Raw genomic sequence first — 16670 nt, forward strand, 5'->3', positions numbered from 1 at the left:
TTATCGGCCGACGCTTGAACACTCGGTGGTCACATCCAATAACAAGACGAGGAAGTCCCCCATGCCAGTCGGCAATCACCCGCCCCATGGCGAAACCGCTCAAGGCGGTCCGCTCAAACGCGAACTCGGTGAACGGCATATTCGCCTGATGGCGCTCGGCGCCTGCATCGGTGTCGGTCTGTTTCTCGGTTCGGCCAAGGCCATCGAAATGGCCGGCCCGGCGATCATGCTGTCTTACATCATCGGCGGTCTGGCGATCCTGGTGATCATGCGCGCCCTCGGCGAAATGGCCGTACACAACCCGGTCGCCGGCTCCTTCAGCCGTTACGCACAGGATTATCTCGGCCCGCTGGCGGGCTTTCTCACCGGCTGGAACTACTGGTTCCTGTGGCTTGTGACCTGCGTCGCCGAAATCACGGCGGTGGCGGTGTACATGGGCATCTGGTTCCCCGATGTCCCGCGCTGGATCTGGGCGCTGGCGGCGCTGGTCAGCATGGGCTCGATCAACCTGATCGCGGTGAAAGCCTTCGGTGAGTTCGAGTTCTGGTTCGCCCTGATCAAGATCGTCACCATCATCGCCATGGTGCTCGGCGGCATTGGCATCATCGCCTTCGGTTTCGGCAACGACGGTGTGGCACTGGGGATTTCCAACCTGTGGGCCCACGGCGGCTTCATGCCCAACGGTGTGACGGGCGTGCTGATGTCCCTGCAAATGGTGATGTTCGCCTATCTGGGCGTGGAGATGATCGGCCTGACCGCCGGTGAAGCGAAGAACCCGCAGAAGACCATCCCGAATGCGATCGGCTCGGTGTTCTGGCGGATCCTGCTGTTCTACGTCGGCGCGCTGTTCGTGATCCTGTCGATCTACCCGTGGAGCGAAATCGGCACCCAGGGCAGTCCGTTCGTGATGACCTTTGAGCGTCTGGGCATCAAGACCGCCGCCGGCATCATCAACTTCGTGGTGATCACTGCAGCGCTGTCGTCGTGCAACGGCGGCATCTTCAGCACCGGTCGCATGCTCTACAGCCTGGCGCAAAACGGCCAGGCGCCGGCCGGTTTCGCTCGCACCTCGAGCAACGGCGTACCGCGTCGGGCGTTGCTGCTGTCGATCTTCGCGCTGCTGCTGGGCGTGCTGCTCAACTATCTGGTACCGGAAAAAGTCTTCGTCTGGGTGACGTCCATCGCCACCTTCGGCGCGATCTGGACCTGGGTGATGATCCTGCTGGCCCAGCTGAAATTCCGCAAAGGCCTGAGCGCCAGCGAACGGGCGGGCCTGAAGTACAAGATGTGGCTGTTCCCGGTCAGCTCGTATCTGGCGCTGGCGTTCCTGGTGCTGGTGGTCGGCCTGATGGCGTACTTCCCGGACACTCGCGTGGCGCTGTATGTCGGCCCGGCGTTCCTGGTACTGCTGACCGTGTTGTTCTACGTGTTCAAGCTGCAACCGAAGGATTCGGTACAGGGCGCGATGCGTTCGGCTTCGTAATTCGTTGTCGCTGAAACCTGAAAGCCCCGGTCGAAAGTCCGGGGCTTTTTCATGGGTGTGAGTTGATGCCGCTGGTCTGAAATCAGCGCAAAAAACGACTTCTGATTCAGAGTCATGTTCGAAGGTTTATCTACTTCGTTTCCAGCGCAGCCGTGAACAGAGGCGCAGTATGAGGATCAGCGATTTTCTCGTACGAGAACTCGGCCGCCGTCAGGTCGTGCTGTTCTTCCTGCTTGCCACAATGCTGTACATCCTGCCGCTGATCCTCGCTGACTTCCCCTACATCGATGACAACTGGCGCACGCTGGCAGCCGGCAACGCCTGGGCCGGGCAGGGGCGGTTGTTCATGGACTGGCTGTATCAGGCGCTGACCTTTACCGGCGCTGCACCGAACATTTTTCCATTGCCGCTGTTGCTCGCCACCGTAGCGATGTCGTTCGCTCTGACCCGACTGACCTTCCACTATTTTCCCGAACCGACGGTGGCCTGTTGCCTGGTGCCGTTGCCGCTCTGGTACAACCCGTTCCTGTTGCAGAACCTGTCCTATCAATACGACGGGGCCGGCATGGCCCTGAGTCTGGTCGCGGTGATTTACGCGATCACTTTTTGCGGCGCTTCACGCATTCAGCGATGGCTGGTGCCGTCGGCGTTGCTGGCGCTGGCGATCGGGCTGTATCAGATCAGTCTCAATGTGTTTCTCGGGCTGTGCTGCCTGGAATTGCTGCGCAATGTCCATCGGCGAGTACCGTGGTCGGAGCTCTGGCACCAGTCAGGCTGGCGGCTGGCGCAACTGCTGCTGGCAGTGTTGATTTACAGCGTCACGGCCTATCCGTTCACTGACCACGGACGCACGCAATTGCTGAAGGCAAGCGCTGATCCGTTGCTGCAGATCGGCATCAATATCGCTCGGGTGATGGAGAAGGTAGCGCTGCTGTTTCACGGCGGTTACACGGCGGTTTTTATTGCGCTGGTGCTGTGTGCTGTGATCGGCGCCGTGCAGTTGGGGCGGCAGATTCGCGAGCGCCACCTGTCGCGCGCCAAGGGCTTGCTGCTGAGCTTCAGCTGCCTGCTGGCAATGCCGCTGATTGTGCTGCTGGTGCCGGGCATGACGCTGCTGTTTCGCGACTTCAATGAAGGCGCGCGCACCCTGATGGGGTTCGGCGTGCTGCTGATGTTGCTGTTCTATCTGGCCTATGTCGGATTGACGTCGCTGCACTCGCGATTGCCCCTGTTGTTGGCAATTCCGCTTCTGGCAACCTTGTCGCTGTCCTTCGCTTACGGGCGGGTGCTGATGATGGAAAAAACCTTCGCCAATAGCGCCCTGTTCAGCCTCAGTCAGGACATTTCCTCTCATCGCGAACTGCGCGAAGCCAAACGTATTTACCTGTCGGTCACTTACTCCGACCGTTGGCTGGCGGGTGCGGAGGGCACCTTCAAACAGCTACCGGTGCTGCGCTATCTGTTGAACATCGACTACTTCATGCTCGCCGAAAACCTGCCGTCGGCCGGCATCACCAACGTGGTTGCAGAGCGCGAACGGCGCAATGCCACCCGCGTCGGCTATCAGGGGTTTCCAGCCTTGGTGGATCGCCTCTATTACCGCATCTATCTGACCGGCGATTACGGTTTCATCGTCATGAAAGAGCCGCCCCATGGTCGGCTCTTGAGTTGGTGAGTATCCGAGGTGCTATGCCCTGAGCGTTACTGCTAGGCGGCCGCGATCTCCTGCGGCTCAAAACTGTCCGCCCTAGCCATCTGCCACATCCGCGAATAGAACTCGCCGTTCACTTCCCCGGTGAGCAATTCCCCCGGCTTCAGGAACACATGCAGCTGCGAGAACAGTTTGATTTCAGTCGCCGACATCCGCCGCACCAGATGCTTGGCCGACAGTTGCGACGGGTGATCGAGGCCAGCGGCGGCGAGCATTTCCGCCAGGGCCTTGAGCGTATTGCGGTGGAAGTTGTAGACCCGCTGGGCCTTGTCCGGCACCACCAGTGCGCGTTGGCGCAGGGTGTCCTGGGTGGCGACGCCGGTCGGGCATTTGTTGGTGTGGCAGCTTTGCGACTGGATGCAGCCGATGGCGAACATGAAGCCGCGCGCCGAGTTGGCCCAGTCGGCGCCGATGGCCAGCACGCTGGCGATGTCGAAGGCGCTGACGATCTTGCCACTGGCGCCGAGCTTGATCTTGTCCCGCAGATTCAGACCGACCAGGGTGTTGTGTACGAACAGCAGGCCTTCGCGCATCGGCACGCCGATGTGGTCGGTGAACTCCACCGGCGCGGCGCCAGTGCCGCCTTCCTTGCCGTCGACCACGATGAAGTCCGGCAGGATGCCGGTTTCCAGCATGGCTTTGGCGATGCCCATGAACTCCCATGGGTGGCCGAGGCAGAACTTGAAGCCCACCGGTTTGCCACCGGACAGTTCACGCAGCTGCTGGATGAAATGCATCATCTCGATCGGTGTGGAGAACGCGCTGTGTCGCGACGGTGAAATGCAGTCTTCGCCCATCAGGATGCCGCGGGTGTCGGCGATTTCCTGGGTGACCTTGTGCTTGGGCAGGATCCCGCCGTGGCCGGGTTTGGCGCCCTGGCTCATTTTGATTTCGATCATCCGCACTTGCGGGGTCTGCGCCTGGGCGGCGAAGCGTTCCGGGTCGAAGCGGCCGTCGCTGGTACGGCAGCCGAAATAGCCGCTGCCCAGTTCCCAGGTCAGGTCGCCACCGTGTTCGCGGTGATAGGGGCTGATGCTGCCTTCGCCGGTGTCGTGGGCGAAGTTGCCGAGTTTGGCGCCCTGGTTCAGCGCGCGGATCGCGTTGGCGCTGAGCGAGCCAAAACTCATGGCCGAGATGTTGAACACTGACGCCGAGTACGGCTGGGTGCACTGCGGGCCGCCGACGGTGACGCGGAAACTGCTCGGGTCGCTCAACGGCGCCGGGCGCATCGAGTGGCCGATGAATTCGAAACCGGATTGATAGACGTCGATCAGGGTGCCGAACGGTTTGTCGGCGGTTTCATTCTTGGCCCGCGAGTACACCAGCGAACGCTGGGCGCGGGAGAAGGGCAGGGCGTCGCTGTCGGATTCCAGCAGGTACTGGCGGATTTCCGGGCGGATGCCCTCGACCAGATAACGGATGTTGCCTAGGATCGGATAGTTGCGGCGCACCGCGTGCGGGCTCTGCATCAGGTCGAACAGACCGATCAGGCTCAATACGCCGGTGACCGCGGTGATCGGCCACAGCCAGTCGTGTTCGAGAAAGGGCAGGCTGGCGAGGGTGAACATCACGCAGACGGCAAAGAAGGCGTAGCGGCTCAGGAGTGACAGGCTCATACGGTTTCCTTGGTTCGGACGGTTTTTTTGCGGCAGTCAGGCGTTCTGCGCCTGCAGAAAGATCGAAAACAGCTCCGACTGGGATTTGATCCCCAGCTTGCTGTACATGTGTTTCTTATGGACTTTCACGGTTTCAACAGAGATTTCCAGCTTACGGGCGATTTCTTTACTGGAGCAACCGCTGAGCATCAGGCGCCCGACGTCCAGTTCCCGGGCGGTCAGTTGCGCGCCCTTGAGCTGCTGCACCGACGCTTCGAGCTGTACCCGCCAGTCCGGTTGCGCAGGCGCCGGGGCGAGGGCCACGGTTTCGTTGATTTCATAGGGCAGGCGCTGGCGCAACAGGCCGAGCACCCACGGCTGAATCAGCGACAGCAGGGCAATCTGCTCGCCGGTGAAGCGTTGCTGGCTGCCCAGTGACAGACACAGCGTGCGGTCGCCCTCGAGCTGGCAATTGAACTGGATTTCGTCGGCCACCACATTCAGACGAAAGTATCGCTGGTAATACTCGGTCAGTTCGAAGTGCTCCGGTGCGACCTCCGACAGGCGATACAACCCGGTGCGCGATTGCTCGCGGCAGGCGATGTAGAACGGGTCGAGCAGGTACAGACCGCGCAAGTAGTCCTGAAACAATTGGTCGGGACTGCCGTCGGCACCGGGGCATTCGGCGAACACCTGCGGGTGGCGGTCGGCGCTGAACAGCAGCGCCACCCAGCTATCGAACGGCACGTACTGGTCGAGCAGGCGCACCAGTTGCGCCCAGAAATTCGGCTTGTCGAGGGCGTCGATCAACTGCCCCACGGCGCGGTGCCAGGTGATGTCGTCAAACGAAAGAGTCATGCCTCTACCCCTATCGGGTTACCCCGGCCGCGTAATTCCCGGGCCGGTCGAATGCGAAGCATACTGGCCCACAGACAGCCGCCGGGCAATCTTTCGGCGCCCGGCGCTCATAACAAGGACTACCCATGAAAGTCGAACTCGCCCAGTTGGCGGGCCGTGACAAAGACACGGCGTACAACCTCGAACGCGCCCTCGCGGCGATGGCGGCCTGCGCCGCCGACACGCAATTGATCGTGTTCCCCGAGACCCACCTGATGGGCTTTCCGACCGCCGACACCGTGGCGCAGATCGCCGAACCGCTGGACGGCCCGACCGTCAGCACCGTGCAGGCTGCCGCCCGTGAGCGCAACATTGCCGTGGTGATCGGCATGGCCGAAAACGACAACGGCCGCTACTACAACACCACGCTGCTGATTACTCCCGAAGGCATTGCCCTGAAATACCGCAAGACCCACCTCTGGGCCTCTGATCGCGGTGTGTTCGAGGCAGGCGACCGTTACGCCACCTGCCTGTGGAACGGCGTGCGCGTCGGTCTGCTGATCTGCTACGACATTGAGTTCCCCGAGTCGGCCCGCGCCCTGGCGCAACTGGGCGCCGAATTGCTGATCGTGACCAACGGCAACATGGACCCCTACGGCCCGACCCACCGCACCGCGATCATGGCCCGGGCCCAGGAAAACCAGGCGTTTGCGCTGATGGTCAACCGGGTGGAAGCCGGGGATGACGGGTTGATGTTTGCCGGCGGCAGTGCGCTGGTGGATCCGCTGGGCACGCTGCTGTTCGAAGCCGGGCGTGAGGAAGGGCGGTTCAGTGTCGAGCTGGATTTCGGCCAGCTGGAGCTGGCACGCAAGGATTATCGGTATCTGGATGATCAGCGGTTGAGGTTGCCGGGGGAGGTGGTTGAACACGCCTGCGGAGTACGTGAGCTGCTGATCCCCTCGCGCTGATCCTGATCCTGTGGCGCCACGGCTGGCGCCATCGCGAGCAAGCTCGCTCCCACAGGGGAACGCGGTCACTGTTGGAGCGAGCTTGCTCGCGATGGGGCCCGTCCAGACAACACATCTGTTTGACCCAAGAACAACAACGCAACACCCGAAACATTCGCCGAACTCGGCCTCTGCCATAAATCCAATAAAATCCGGAGTAAGTCGCCCATGGCTCGTTTGCAACGCACCCTTTCACTAGGGGCGGTGGTGCTGTTCGGCATCGCCTACATGACGCCGATCATTGTCCTCGGCACGTTCGGCATCCTCGCCCAGTCCACCGCCGGCATGGTGCCCGCCGCGTATCTGGCGGCGCTGGTGGCGATGTTTTTCACCGCCATGAGCTACGGTCGCATGGCCGCTGCGTTTCCGGTGGCCGGCTCGGCCTACAGCTACGTGCGCAAGGCCATCAGCCCGAAACTCGGCTTCATCGCCGGTTGGGCGGTGCTGCTCGATTATCTGTTTCTGCCGATGGCGATCTGGCTGATCGGCGCCGCGTACCTCGCGTCGGCCTTCCCGTCGATCCCGCAGTGGATCTGGGTGCTGGCGTTCATCGGCATCACCAGCGCGATCAACATCATCGGCCTGAAGCTGGCCAACGGCATCAACGCCTTGCTGATGCTGGTGCAGTTCCTGGTGCTGATCGCCTTCGTCGGGCTGTGCGTGCATTACGTCGGCGGCGATGCCAGCCAGCCGCTGTGGTCGATCAAACCGTTCTTCAATGGCGACATGCAAATGCCGCTGATCATGAGCGGCGCGGCCATCGCTTGCTATTCGTTCCTCGGTTTTGATGCGGTCAGCACCCTCACCGAAGAAACCCGCGATCCACGTCGCACCATCCCTCGGGCAATCATGTTGATCACCCTGATCGGCGGGCTGATTTTCGTCGGCGTCTCGTACTTCGTGCAGATCGCCCATCCTTCGTTCCAGTTCGACAGCGTCGACTCGGCGGCCTACGAGATTGCGCGCAACATTGGCGGTGATCTGTTCGTGTCGATCTTCCTGATCGGCCTGATCGTCGGTCAGTTCGCCTCGGGTCTGTCGGCGCAGGCCAGCGGTTCGCGTTTGTTGTTCGCGATGGGCCGTGACGGTGTGCTGCCCAAGTCATTCTTCGGCACCTTGCACGAGCGCTTCGGCACGCCGGTCAACAGCATCCTGCTGTGTGCGGTGGTGGCCTTGCTGGCGCTGAAACTAGACGTGACCACCTCGACCTCGTTCATCAACTTCGGCGCGTTTCTGGCGTTCAGTCTGGTCAACCTGTCGGTGATTTTTCACTACTGGATCGGCGGCGAGAAAAAAGGCCTGCGCGAGTTGATCCTGTTCCTGATCTTCCCGTTCATCGGCCTGGCGGCGGACTTGTGGCTGATGGTCAGCCTCGATCACCTGGCGGTGTATCTGGGCCTGAGCTGGCTGGCGATTGGCGTGGTGTACCTGGCGGTGCTTACGGGTGGCTTCCGCCGGCAGCCGCCGGAGATGGATTTCCAGGAAGCCGCCTGACCCGGCATCAGGCCGCCGGGCGGGTCTGGCGCAACGGCAACTGCACGCGGAACGTCGTGCCGGCGCCCAACGTGCTGCGCACGGAAATATCGCCGCCGTGTTTCTTCACGATGCCATACGACAGGGACAGGCCCAGGCCTGTCCCCTGGCCCACCGGTTTGGTGGTGAAGAACGGGTCGAAGATTTTCTGCAAGGTCTCGGGGGCGATGCCCGAACCGGTGTCGGCCACTTCGATGATTGCCGTTTCGCCCTGCACGCCGGTGCGCAGGGTGATGGTGCCGCGCTCCGGGCCCATGGCCTGCGCCGCGTTGACCACCAGGTTCATGATGACCTGATTGATTTGCGAGGGCAGGCATTCGATGTCCGGCAGATCCTGATATTCCTTGACCACATCGGCCTTGTACTTGAGCTCGCCGGCGACGATGTTCAGGGTCGATTCGATGCCTTGTTGCAGATTGGCCCACTGCCATTCCTGATGGCTGTCGACTCGGGAGAAATCCTTGAGATCCCGGACGATCTGTCCGACCCGACCAATGCCCTCCTTGGATTCGCGAATCAGCGTCGGGATGTCTTCCAGCAGATAGTCCAGTTCAAGACGCTCGCGCAATTGCTGCAACTGCGCGGCGGCTTCGGCGGGCAAGTTCTGCCCGGCGGTGTGATAGGCGCCGAGCATCGCCAGCAGTTGCTGGAAGTAGCCGTCGAGCGTACCGAGGTTGGAGGAGATGAAGCCGATCGGGTTGTTGATTTCATGGGCCACCCCGGCGGCCAGTTGACCCAGCGAGGCGAGTTTTTCCGACTGCACCAGTTGGCCTTCCAGCTGTTTGCGCTCATCGATTTCCCGCTGCAAGGCTTCACTGGCCTGCCGGAACTGGGCGGTGCGCTGATCCACCAGATGTTCCAGGTGATGCATCTGCAGGGACGCGCGTTCGGTCATCTGCCATTTGGTCAGCAGGGTGTTGGCCATCTGCTGGACTTCGATGTTGTCGAAGGGCTTTTTCAGGATCAGCAGTCGGTCATGGGCGTGCAGACGATCCAGCAGTTCGTCCCAGGAGTAATCGGAATAGGCGGTGCAGACCACCACCTGCAACTGCGGATCCTGCTTCCAGAGTTCTTCGATGGTGCGCGCTCCGTCCCAACCGTCCGGCATGCGCATGTCGACGAAGGCCAGGGCATACGGGCATTGCTCCTGTAGGGCCAGGTTGAGTTTGGCCAGGCCTTCCTCTCCACCGTAGGCCGAATCCAGCTCGAAAGGTGCTTGCCGGGGTTTGGCGGGCACGCCGAACAGGGCGGCTTCCATCTCGTCCAGTTTTGCCGAGTGCGCCGGCGCCGGGGCGAGGATCTTGCGAAAGTCCTCGTGAATCGACGGCATGTCATCGATCAGCAGGATGCGGCGGTTAGACAGCTCGCTCATGCGTTCTCCGTAACGGTGATCAGCGGAATCTGCAGGGTGAACAAGGCGCCCAGCCCCGGTCCGTCGCTGTGGGCGGTGAGGTGGCCGTTCATCTCGATGGCCGCCAGCGCGCAGCTGTGCAGGCCGAAGCCGTGGCCTTCCTTGCGGGTGGTGAAACCGTGGGCAAAGATCCGCGTCATGTTTTCCGGTGCGATGCCTTCGCCGTCGTCCCTGACGCTGATTTCCAGAAAACTGTCGTCGACGATCTTTACCCCCAGGGTCATGGTGCGCGGGCGGTTGCTGAGGTCGGACATCGCGTACTTGGCGTTGCTGATCAGGTTGATCAGGATCAGCAGCAAACGGTGTTTGTCGCCCATCACCTGGGGGACTTCGGCGTATTCCTTGACCACCGTGACGTGGTGCCGGGTGAGGGCGCCGGCGTTCATGCGCAGCGCGTCTTCGAGCAGCTCGTTGATGTACAGCGGCTCGGTCATGCTGTTGGCCCCGGCGTAGGATTGCTGGGTGGCGACGATGTCCTTGATGTGATCGACGCTTTTGTTCATCTGGTTCAGTTCGTCGACCATCTCCTGCTGTTCCTGGGCGATGGCGCCAACCAGTTGATTGAGGTAGCCGGGCAGCAGCTTGCCCTTGGGGTCTTCGCTGAGGAAATGGCCGAGATCGTCCGGGTGTTCGTTGATCAGTTGCATGGCCTTGCCCAGCCCCTGCGCCTTGCTGCTGCGCAGTTTGCGCGAGATCAGGTCGGAGGAGATGTTCACACTGTTGAGCACGTTGCCGACATTGTGCAGCACGTTGGTCGCGATCTCGGCCATGCCGGCCTGGCGCGCGGCGTCGAGCAGTTCGCTCTGGGCGTTCTTGAGCTCCCGAGTGCGCTCGTCGACCCGTTGCTCCAGCACATCGTTGGCGGTTTGCAGGGCCGCGTTGACCCGGTTGATCTCGGCAAAGCTGCGGATCAGGCGGATGGCCAGCCACAACAGCGACAACATCAGCAGGACCGAGAACAGCAGCAGATAGAAGTGGTATTTGCGGTCGATTTTTTCGGCCTGTTGCTGATCCTGGTTGAGCATGGTGGTGATGTTGTCCAGACGCTCGGCCACGGGGATCGCCTCTATCTCCTCGAGCAAGCGGTTGACGATCGGCTGCTCGCGCAGAATCAGGCTGATGTGATTGCTCAGGATCCGGATCGGGGCCTGGAAGTCCTGGGGCAGGCGTTGCGCATTCACCGCCAGTTTGTTCAAGCCCAGTACGATGTCGGCGGCCTTGTCGTCGGAGGTGACCTGGGAAAACTCCAAGGCGCTGAGCAGCAGGTCATAGGTGTCGGTGGCGATGTTATGCACCTGGATCTTGTCGAGGTCGGACAGGTCAGCCAGTTGCGCCTGAATGTCATCTTCGGCTGTGGGCAGAAACGCCAGGGAATTGCGCAACAGGGCGTTGTGCGACTTGAACTGTTCCACCAGCCGGGTCTTTTCCTGCATGGCCGTGAGAAAACTGTCGTGAGCCTCGTTCCATTGTTGCGAGTCGCTGCGCCCGTGGCCGGACTCCATGGTGTCAAAGCGTTCCCACAAACGGTTCATTTCGTTCATGGGTGAAATCAACGGATCGTAATTGTGCGAAAGCGCCACCCGGGCCTTGAGGATTTCGTTTTCCCACAACGAATCCTGTTGCTTGATCTGGCGGATCAGATCCCGGGATTCGGTATAGGCCGTCGTCTGCTCGGAACTCGATTTCAGGTACAGAAACACCAGAATCGAGGCCAGCAACACGGTGACGAGACCGAGCAACAGCAGGCTGACACGGCGTGAAACCTTCATCATGGCTTGCCCTCCCACTGGCCGGTCAGGGTCTTGAGAAACAGGATGATCAGGGTCTTGTCTTCTTCGCTGGGCATGCGCCCCAACTGATACTGGAACATCACGTCAACCGCCCGTTCGAGGGTGGGCGCCGAACCGTCATGGAAGTACGGTGCGGTCAGGGCGACATTGCGCAGACTCGGCACCTTGAACACGGCGCGATCGGCTTCGTCACCGGTCACGTTGAAGCGGCCCTGGTCGGCTACTGTCGGGTTGCCGCGATCGGCGATGTAGTCGCCGAACACGCCGAACTTCTGGAACATGTTGCCGCCAATGTTGACGCCCTGATGGCAGGCAATGCAGCCGTACTCCTTGAAACGCTGATAGCCGTATTTTTCTTCGAGGGTCAGGATATCGGTATTGCCCAGCAGGTACTGATCGAAACGGGAGCCGGGGGTCAGCAGCGTGCGCTCATAGGTGGCCAGCGCATTCTGGATATTGGCCCGGTTCACGGCATCGGGGTAGGCGGCACGAAAGCTTTGACCATAGGCTGCGTCGTCAGCGATCCGTTGCACGACCGTGTTCCAGTCGCTGCCCATTTCGTGGGGGCTGGTGATCACGACGTTGCTCTGTTCTTCCAGGGTTTCGACGCGACCGTCCCAGAACTGGCGGAAATTGAGGCTGGCGTTGAACACGGTCGGTGTGTTGACGGCGACCGGTTGTCCACCGAAACCATTGGAGAAGGCGCGGGTGTCGGCGCCGCCTTTATCCAGTTGATGGCAACTGGCGCAAGACAGCGTGTTGTTGATCGACAGCCGTGGGTCATGGAACAGCTGACGTCCCAGTTCGACCCGCTTGGGGTCTTGTGACGGGATGGCCGGCAAGGGCTTGAGCGGCTCGTCCAGTGGCGCGGCGAGGGTGTTTGCGCATAGCGCGAACAGTAGAAACAACGCCGGACGATTCATGAAACACCCCACGGACCAGGCTGAGCGGACGCCAGCAATCGGGCAAAGGCGTCCACCGGCAAGGCTTTGCTGAAGTAGTAGCCCTGACCTTCCTCACAGTGGTGGTCCTTGAGGAACGCCAATTCTTGCGCGGTCTCCACCCCTTCGGCGATGACGTTCAGGTTCAGGCTCTTGCCCAGGCTGATGATCGCGCCGACCAGCGCCGCATCGCTGCTGTCGTGACTCAGACCGCGAATGAACGACTGATCGATCTTCAGCACATCGATGGGAAACCGGCGCAGATAGCTGAGGCTGGAATAGCCGGTGCCGAAGTCGTCGATGGCCAGTCGGACGCCCAGCGCCTTCAGCCGGTTCAGCGCGCTCATCGTCGCGTCGACGTTCTGCATCAGCACGCCTTCGGTGATCTCCAGTTCCAGCAGACGGGGATCCAGTCCGGTCTGTGCCAGCACCTGCTCGATGCCCTCGACGAAGTGACGCTGACGAAAGTCGATGGCCGAGGTGTTGACCGACATGCGAATCGGCGGCAACCCCGCCTGTTGCCATTCACGGGTCTGACGACAGGCTTCGGCCAGCACCCATTTGCTCAGCGGCACGATCAGGCCGCTGTCTTCGGCCACCGGGATGAACTCCGAGGGATAGACCCAGCCATGCCCCGGTTTCTGCCAGCGCACCAGTGCCTCGGCACCGACTACCCGGCCGCTGGCCAGCTCGATTTTCGGCTGGTAGTGCAAGACGAATTCGTGGCGTTGCAGGGCCTGGCGAATACCCGACTCGATGCTTTGCTGTTCCCGGGCGCGCTGGTTCATGGCTTCGATGAAAAAGCCGATTTCGTTCGGTCCGTTTTCCTTGGCGCTGCGCATGGCCGTTTCAGCTTTCTTGATCAGCTCGATGGCCTCGAGCCCGTCATCGGGGTAGAGGCTGATGCCCAGACTGGCCGTGACGCTCACGTCATGCCCGACGATTGTCTGTGGAGCGCGGATGGCGCTCAGTAGTTTCTCGGCGATGCTGCGCGACTGCTGCGGGTGATTGATGTCGCTGAGCATCACCACGAATTCGTCGGAGCCATAACGAAAGACCGAATCCGATTCGCGCACGCAGGCGAGCAATTGCTGGCCGACCCGTTTGAGCATCTCGTCGCCCGCCGGATGGCCCAGGGCATTGTTGATGCGCTTGAAGCGATCCAGCCCGAGAAACATCACCACCAGTTGTTTGTCATGGCGCCGGCAAGCGGCCAGCGATTGAGTCAGACGGTCACCGAGCAAGGTGCTGTTGGGCAGACCCGTGAGGCTGTCGTACTGCAACAGGCGCGAGACCTTGAGTAATTCGTGCACGCGGGCCTCGATGGTCTGCTCGAGGTTGAGCATCTTCAGTGCCGCGTCCTGGGCGAGCTGCCATTTCCACGTCAGGGCATTGGCCATCTGGCGGATTTCCAGGGTGTCGAACGGCTTTTTCAGGATCAGCAACTGATCGCCGAACTCCAGCCGTTCTGCCATGGCCTCCCAGCTGTAGTCGGAATAGGCGGTGCACAGCGCAATTTGCAGATTGGGGTCCACTGCCCAGAGTTTTTCGATGGTTTCCAGGCCGTCCCAACCGGGCGGCATGCGCATGTCGGTGAAGGCGAGGGCATAGGGCCGGCCTTCGTCCAGTGCGTTTTGCACCAGTTTCAGTGCTTCCTGGCCCTGATAGGCGGAGTCGAGCTGGAACGTCAGGTGCGGCGATTGGCGGGTGCCGAACAGCGTTTGCTCAAGCGTGTTCAGATCCGCTTCACCGTGGGTGTCCGGGGTGAGGATCTTGCGAAAGTCGGCATGGATCGCCGGGGTGTCATCGACGATCAGAATGCGCCGGTTGGTCTGGGGAAAAGGTGTTTTCATCCCTCATCCTCCCTGGGCAGCGGGGCAGTCGCGTTCCCGCCCTTCAGCAGACGCGCCGCTTGTTCGGGGCTGATCGCTTCCCTGAAGCAAACGCCTTGCACGTTTTTCAGCGGTGCCGACGAGGCGAGGGCGTCATCCCGATCTGCGGGCCGGACGCCTTCGGCGCTGATGTCGATCGCCAGATCCCGGGCGAAATTGACGATCGCGCGCAGGGTATTGGCGCTGCCTTCATCCTGGGCCGCACTGTCGATCAGGGATTGGGAGAGTTTGAGGTGATTGACCCGGTAGGTTTTCAGGTAATCGAACGATGAGTATTCGGTGCCGAAATCGTCGATGGCGATCTTCACCCCTAGCTCACTCAGGCGCGGCAGCACATCGTTGTGAGTCCATTTGGTCTGGGCCAGGGTCGCTTCGGTGACATCGAAACGCAGATCCCACGGTGCCAGCTCCCAACGGGCGGTGGTGCGCAGCACGTCATAGATGAGCTCGGGCCCGCTCTTGAGTTGCGCCAGGGAAATCCTGATCGCCATCACCGGAGGCGCCACTCCCTCGTTTTGCCATTGGCGCATCTGCCAGCAGGCGTGATCCAGTATCCAGCGACCGAGCGGGATGATTGCACCGGTCTTTTCCGCTGCCGGTACAAAGGCCGACGCCGGCAGCAGACCCAGCCTGGGATGTTGCCATTTGACCTGCGCGGCCATGCCGAGAATCCTGCCGCTGTGCATGTCCACTTCCGGCGTGTAATCGAGCTTCAGTCCTCCCTGAATGAGCGCTGTCGTCAACTCTTCGGCAAGGGTAATGCGCTCGGCCACTTCCCGGGTGATTTGCTCGGAGTAGAACTGGTACTGATTGCGCCCGGTTTCCTTGGCGCGGTACAGCGCCATGTCGGCGCCGGCCAGCAGGCTGTCGGCATCCAGACTTGTGGACCGGTAGAGGCAGATGCCGATACTGACGGAGGTGTGCAAGGCATTGCCCGTCAAGTGGTAAGGCTGCGACAGTGCATCGCGGATCTTGGTGGCAACGGTGGCGGACTGGGTCGGGTCGCTGACATCCAACTGCAGGATCGCGAATTCGTCACCGCCCAGCCGCGCGACTACGTCGTTTTCCCGCACATTCGATTTGATCCGCTGCGCCACTTCCTGCAAAAGCAAATCGCCGACCGGATGGCCGAGGGTGTCGTTGATCCGCTTGAAATGGTCCAGATCCAGATAAAACACCGCAAAAGGTGCCGCGCCCCGACGCGCGGCGGCGAAGGCCTGATGCAGACGCTCGATCAGGGTGGCGCGATTGGCCAGCCCGGTGAGACCGTCGGTACGGGCCAGCAGGTTCATCTTTTCTTCGGCCAGACGGCGTTCAGTGATATCGAGAATGATCCCCTCGACTTCCAGCAGTCGGCCGTCGTGATCGCGCACCGGGATGTAGCGGTTTTCCACCCAGCGCCAGTCGCCCGCGCCTGTGCGCAGGCGAAACTCGATGGAGGCGCCCTCTGCATGGCGATCGAGCACCCGGCCCATGGCGGCATCGACACTGGGCTGATCGTCCGGGTGAATCAGCGTCTGCGCCCAAGTGGCCGACCCCACCAGATCAGCCGCGACATGCCCGTAGCGGGTGATGTTGTGGGAGATGTACATCAGCGGAAACGACGGTTCGCCGCGCAACCGGTAGAGGATGGTCGGACTGTTCTGCACGATGATGTTGGCGTCGGACAGTTCCCGGGTACGCGCCTGAACCGCCTGCTCCAGCAGGTTCATCTTCATGGCGGCGTCTTCGGTCATCTGCCACTTGACCGTCAGGGCACTGGCCAGCTGCCGGATCTCGATCGCATCGAAGGGTTTTTTCAGGATCAGCAGGCGATCGGTCAGGGCCAGCCGCTGGTCAATGTCCTCCCAGGAGTAATCGGAATAAGCGGTACACAGGGCCACTTGCAGCTTGGGGTCGACCTGCCACAGTCGCTCGATGGTTTCCAGGCCATCCCAGCCCGGCGGCATGCGCATGTCGATGAAGGCCATGGCGTAGGGACGCCCCGCGGCCAGTGCGGCTTCGACCTTGTCCAGCGCTTCGCGGCCCTGATAGGCCGAGTCCAGCTCGAAAGGATCCCTGGGGGCGGCGGGAGCGGAGGTCGGATCGCCGAACAGCAGGTTTTCGGTTTCGTCCAGACTGTCGTCTGTAACTGTGGCCGACTTGAGGATTTTCGCGAAATCCTCATGGATCGACGCGGTATCGTCGACGATCAGCACACGACGGTTGATAGGGCTGGGTTGCGCACTCATGACGCAATACCCGCCTGTACACGCACATTCGTCATCGGGAGCATCCCTTTCCCCTCATCCCATGCCTGCGCGCAGGCCGATGGTGTCGTCCCGCCACTTGAGCATAGTTGCAGGGACGCAACTTCGCCTGTCGCGGTGTAACAGAGGATTTACACGGCCCCGGCGAAAATCATCTAGCCTTTGGTTCAGGCGCGGGCAAGCGGGGAGGTCTGTCGGCGCATCAGTCATGTCCAACGTTT

At 61.3% G+C, this 16670-nt stretch carries 11 protein-coding genes; 4 read left to right on the plus strand and 7 right to left on the minus strand.

Translation table 11 applies throughout. The features are described from left to right. Positions 1-61: 61 nt before the first annotated feature. Both QRN46_RS00705 and QRN46_RS00710 read left to right on the plus strand, forming a co-directional pair. Positions 62-1483, plus strand: a complete 1422-nt coding sequence (locus tag QRN46_RS00705; RefSeq protein WP_285354171.1) for an amino acid permease — start codon at positions 62-64, stop codon at positions 1481-1483. A gap of 169 nt (positions 1484-1652) precedes the next feature. Further along, positions 1653-3158 carry a glucosyltransferase domain-containing protein gene (locus QRN46_RS00710; protein WP_011335772.1) on the plus strand — a complete coding sequence of 502 codons (1506 nt, stop codon included), beginning with the start codon at positions 1653-1655 and terminating at the stop codon, positions 3156-3158. Positions 3159-3190: 32 nt separating this feature from the next. Here QRN46_RS00710 and QRN46_RS00715 read toward each other — a convergent pair whose 3' ends face one another. Both QRN46_RS00715 and QRN46_RS00720 read right to left on the minus strand, forming a co-directional pair. Continuing rightward, a complete protein-coding gene (locus tag QRN46_RS00715) occupies positions 3191-4810 on the minus strand; it encodes an FMN-binding glutamate synthase family protein (protein WP_011335771.1) in 1620 nt (539 codons plus the stop codon). 36 nt (positions 4811-4846) lie between these two features. Further along, positions 4847-5647 (minus strand): helix-turn-helix transcriptional regulator, encoded by an 801-nt coding sequence (locus QRN46_RS00720; protein ID WP_011335770.1) that lies wholly within the window; start codon positions 5645-5647, stop codon positions 4847-4849. A gap of 125 nt (positions 5648-5772) precedes the next feature. Between QRN46_RS00720 and QRN46_RS00725 the strand changes: the two genes are divergently transcribed. Together QRN46_RS00725 and QRN46_RS00730 are read left to right on the plus strand one after the other, a co-directional pair. Beyond that, positions 5773-6594 (plus strand): carbon-nitrogen hydrolase family protein, encoded by an 822-nt coding sequence (locus tag QRN46_RS00725; protein ID WP_011335769.1) that lies wholly within the window; start codon positions 5773-5775, stop codon positions 6592-6594. Between the two features lie 207 nt (positions 6595-6801). Continuing rightward, entirely contained in the window at positions 6802-8127 is a 1326-nt protein-coding gene (locus tag QRN46_RS00730; protein ID WP_285354172.1) for an APC family permease, read from the plus strand. A gap of 7 nt (positions 8128-8134) precedes the next feature. Here the strand turns inward: QRN46_RS00730 and QRN46_RS00735 are convergent, their stop codons facing one another. The 5 genes from QRN46_RS00735 to QRN46_RS00755 are packed head-to-tail and all read right to left on the minus strand — an operon-like array spanning position 8135 to position 16431. Next, the gene (locus tag QRN46_RS00735) at positions 8135-9538 is read right to left on the minus strand and encodes an ATP-binding protein (protein ID WP_011335767.1); all 1404 of its coding nucleotides are present in this window, start codon (positions 9536-9538) and stop codon (positions 8135-8137) included. Then, entirely contained in the window at positions 9535-11349 is a 1815-nt protein-coding gene (locus QRN46_RS00740; protein ID WP_409438510.1) for a DAHL domain-containing sensor histidine kinase, read from the minus strand. Before QRN46_RS00740 ends, QRN46_RS00735 begins: the two co-directional genes overlap by 4 nt. Then, positions 11346-12290: a cytochrome-c peroxidase gene (locus QRN46_RS00745; RefSeq protein WP_011335765.1), complete on the minus strand. Its 945-nt coding sequence runs from the start codon at positions 12288-12290 to the stop codon at positions 11346-11348. The genes QRN46_RS00740 and QRN46_RS00745 overlap by 4 nt, the downstream gene beginning before the upstream one ends. Beyond that, positions 12287-14161: a putative bifunctional diguanylate cyclase/phosphodiesterase gene (locus QRN46_RS00750; protein ID WP_011335764.1), complete on the minus strand. Its 1875-nt coding sequence runs from the start codon at positions 14159-14161 to the stop codon at positions 12287-12289. Before QRN46_RS00750 ends, QRN46_RS00745 begins: the two co-directional genes overlap by 4 nt. Next, positions 14158-16431: a GGDEF/EAL domain-containing response regulator gene (locus tag QRN46_RS00755; protein WP_285354173.1), complete on the minus strand. Its 2274-nt coding sequence runs from the start codon at positions 16429-16431 to the stop codon at positions 14158-14160. Before QRN46_RS00755 ends, QRN46_RS00750 begins: the two co-directional genes overlap by 4 nt. Positions 16432-16670: the final 239 nt, after the last annotated feature.

Origin of the sequence: Pseudomonas sp. lyk4-R2A-10, assembly GCF_030209075.1 — a bacterium.
GTDB classification, from domain to species: Bacteria; Pseudomonadota; Gammaproteobacteria; order Pseudomonadales; family Pseudomonadaceae; genus Aquipseudomonas; species Aquipseudomonas glycinae.

What these genes read in the sequence shown, in the direction of transcription:
- QRN46_RS00705 (WP_285354171.1), top strand. Translation starts at nt 62, where the DNA reads ATGCCAGTCGGCAATCACCCGCCCCATGGCGAAACCGCTCAAGGCGGT.
- QRN46_RS00710 (WP_011335772.1), top strand. Translation starts at nt 1,653, where the DNA reads ATGAGGATCAGCGATTTTCTCGTACGAGAACTCGGCCGCCGTCAGGTC.
- QRN46_RS00715 (WP_011335771.1), bottom strand. Translation starts at nt 4,810, where the DNA reads ATGAGCCTGTCACTCCTGAGCCGCTACGCCTTCTTTGCCGTCTGCGTG.
- QRN46_RS00720 (WP_011335770.1), bottom strand. Translation starts at nt 5,647, where the DNA reads ATGACTCTTTCGTTTGACGACATCACCTGGCACCGCGCCGTGGGGCAG.
- QRN46_RS00725 (WP_011335769.1), top strand. Translation starts at nt 5,773, where the DNA reads ATGAAAGTCGAACTCGCCCAGTTGGCGGGCCGTGACAAAGACACGGCG.
- QRN46_RS00730 (WP_285354172.1), top strand. Translation starts at nt 6,802, where the DNA reads ATGGCTCGTTTGCAACGCACCCTTTCACTAGGGGCGGTGGTGCTGTTC.
- QRN46_RS00735 (WP_011335767.1), bottom strand. Translation starts at nt 9,538, where the DNA reads ATGAGCGAGCTGTCTAACCGCCGCATCCTGCTGATCGATGACATGCCG.
- QRN46_RS00740 (WP_409438510.1), bottom strand. Translation starts at nt 11,349, where the DNA reads ATGATGAAGGTTTCACGCCGTGTCAGCCTGCTGTTGCTCGGTCTCGTC.
- QRN46_RS00745 (WP_011335765.1), bottom strand. Translation starts at nt 12,290, where the DNA reads ATGAATCGTCCGGCGTTGTTTCTACTGTTCGCGCTATGCGCAAACACC.
- QRN46_RS00750 (WP_011335764.1), bottom strand. Translation starts at nt 14,161, where the DNA reads ATGAAAACACCTTTTCCCCAGACCAACCGGCGCATTCTGATCGTCGAT.
- QRN46_RS00755 (WP_285354173.1), bottom strand. Translation starts at nt 16,431, where the DNA reads ATGAGTGCGCAACCCAGCCCTATCAACCGTCGTGTGCTGATCGTCGAC.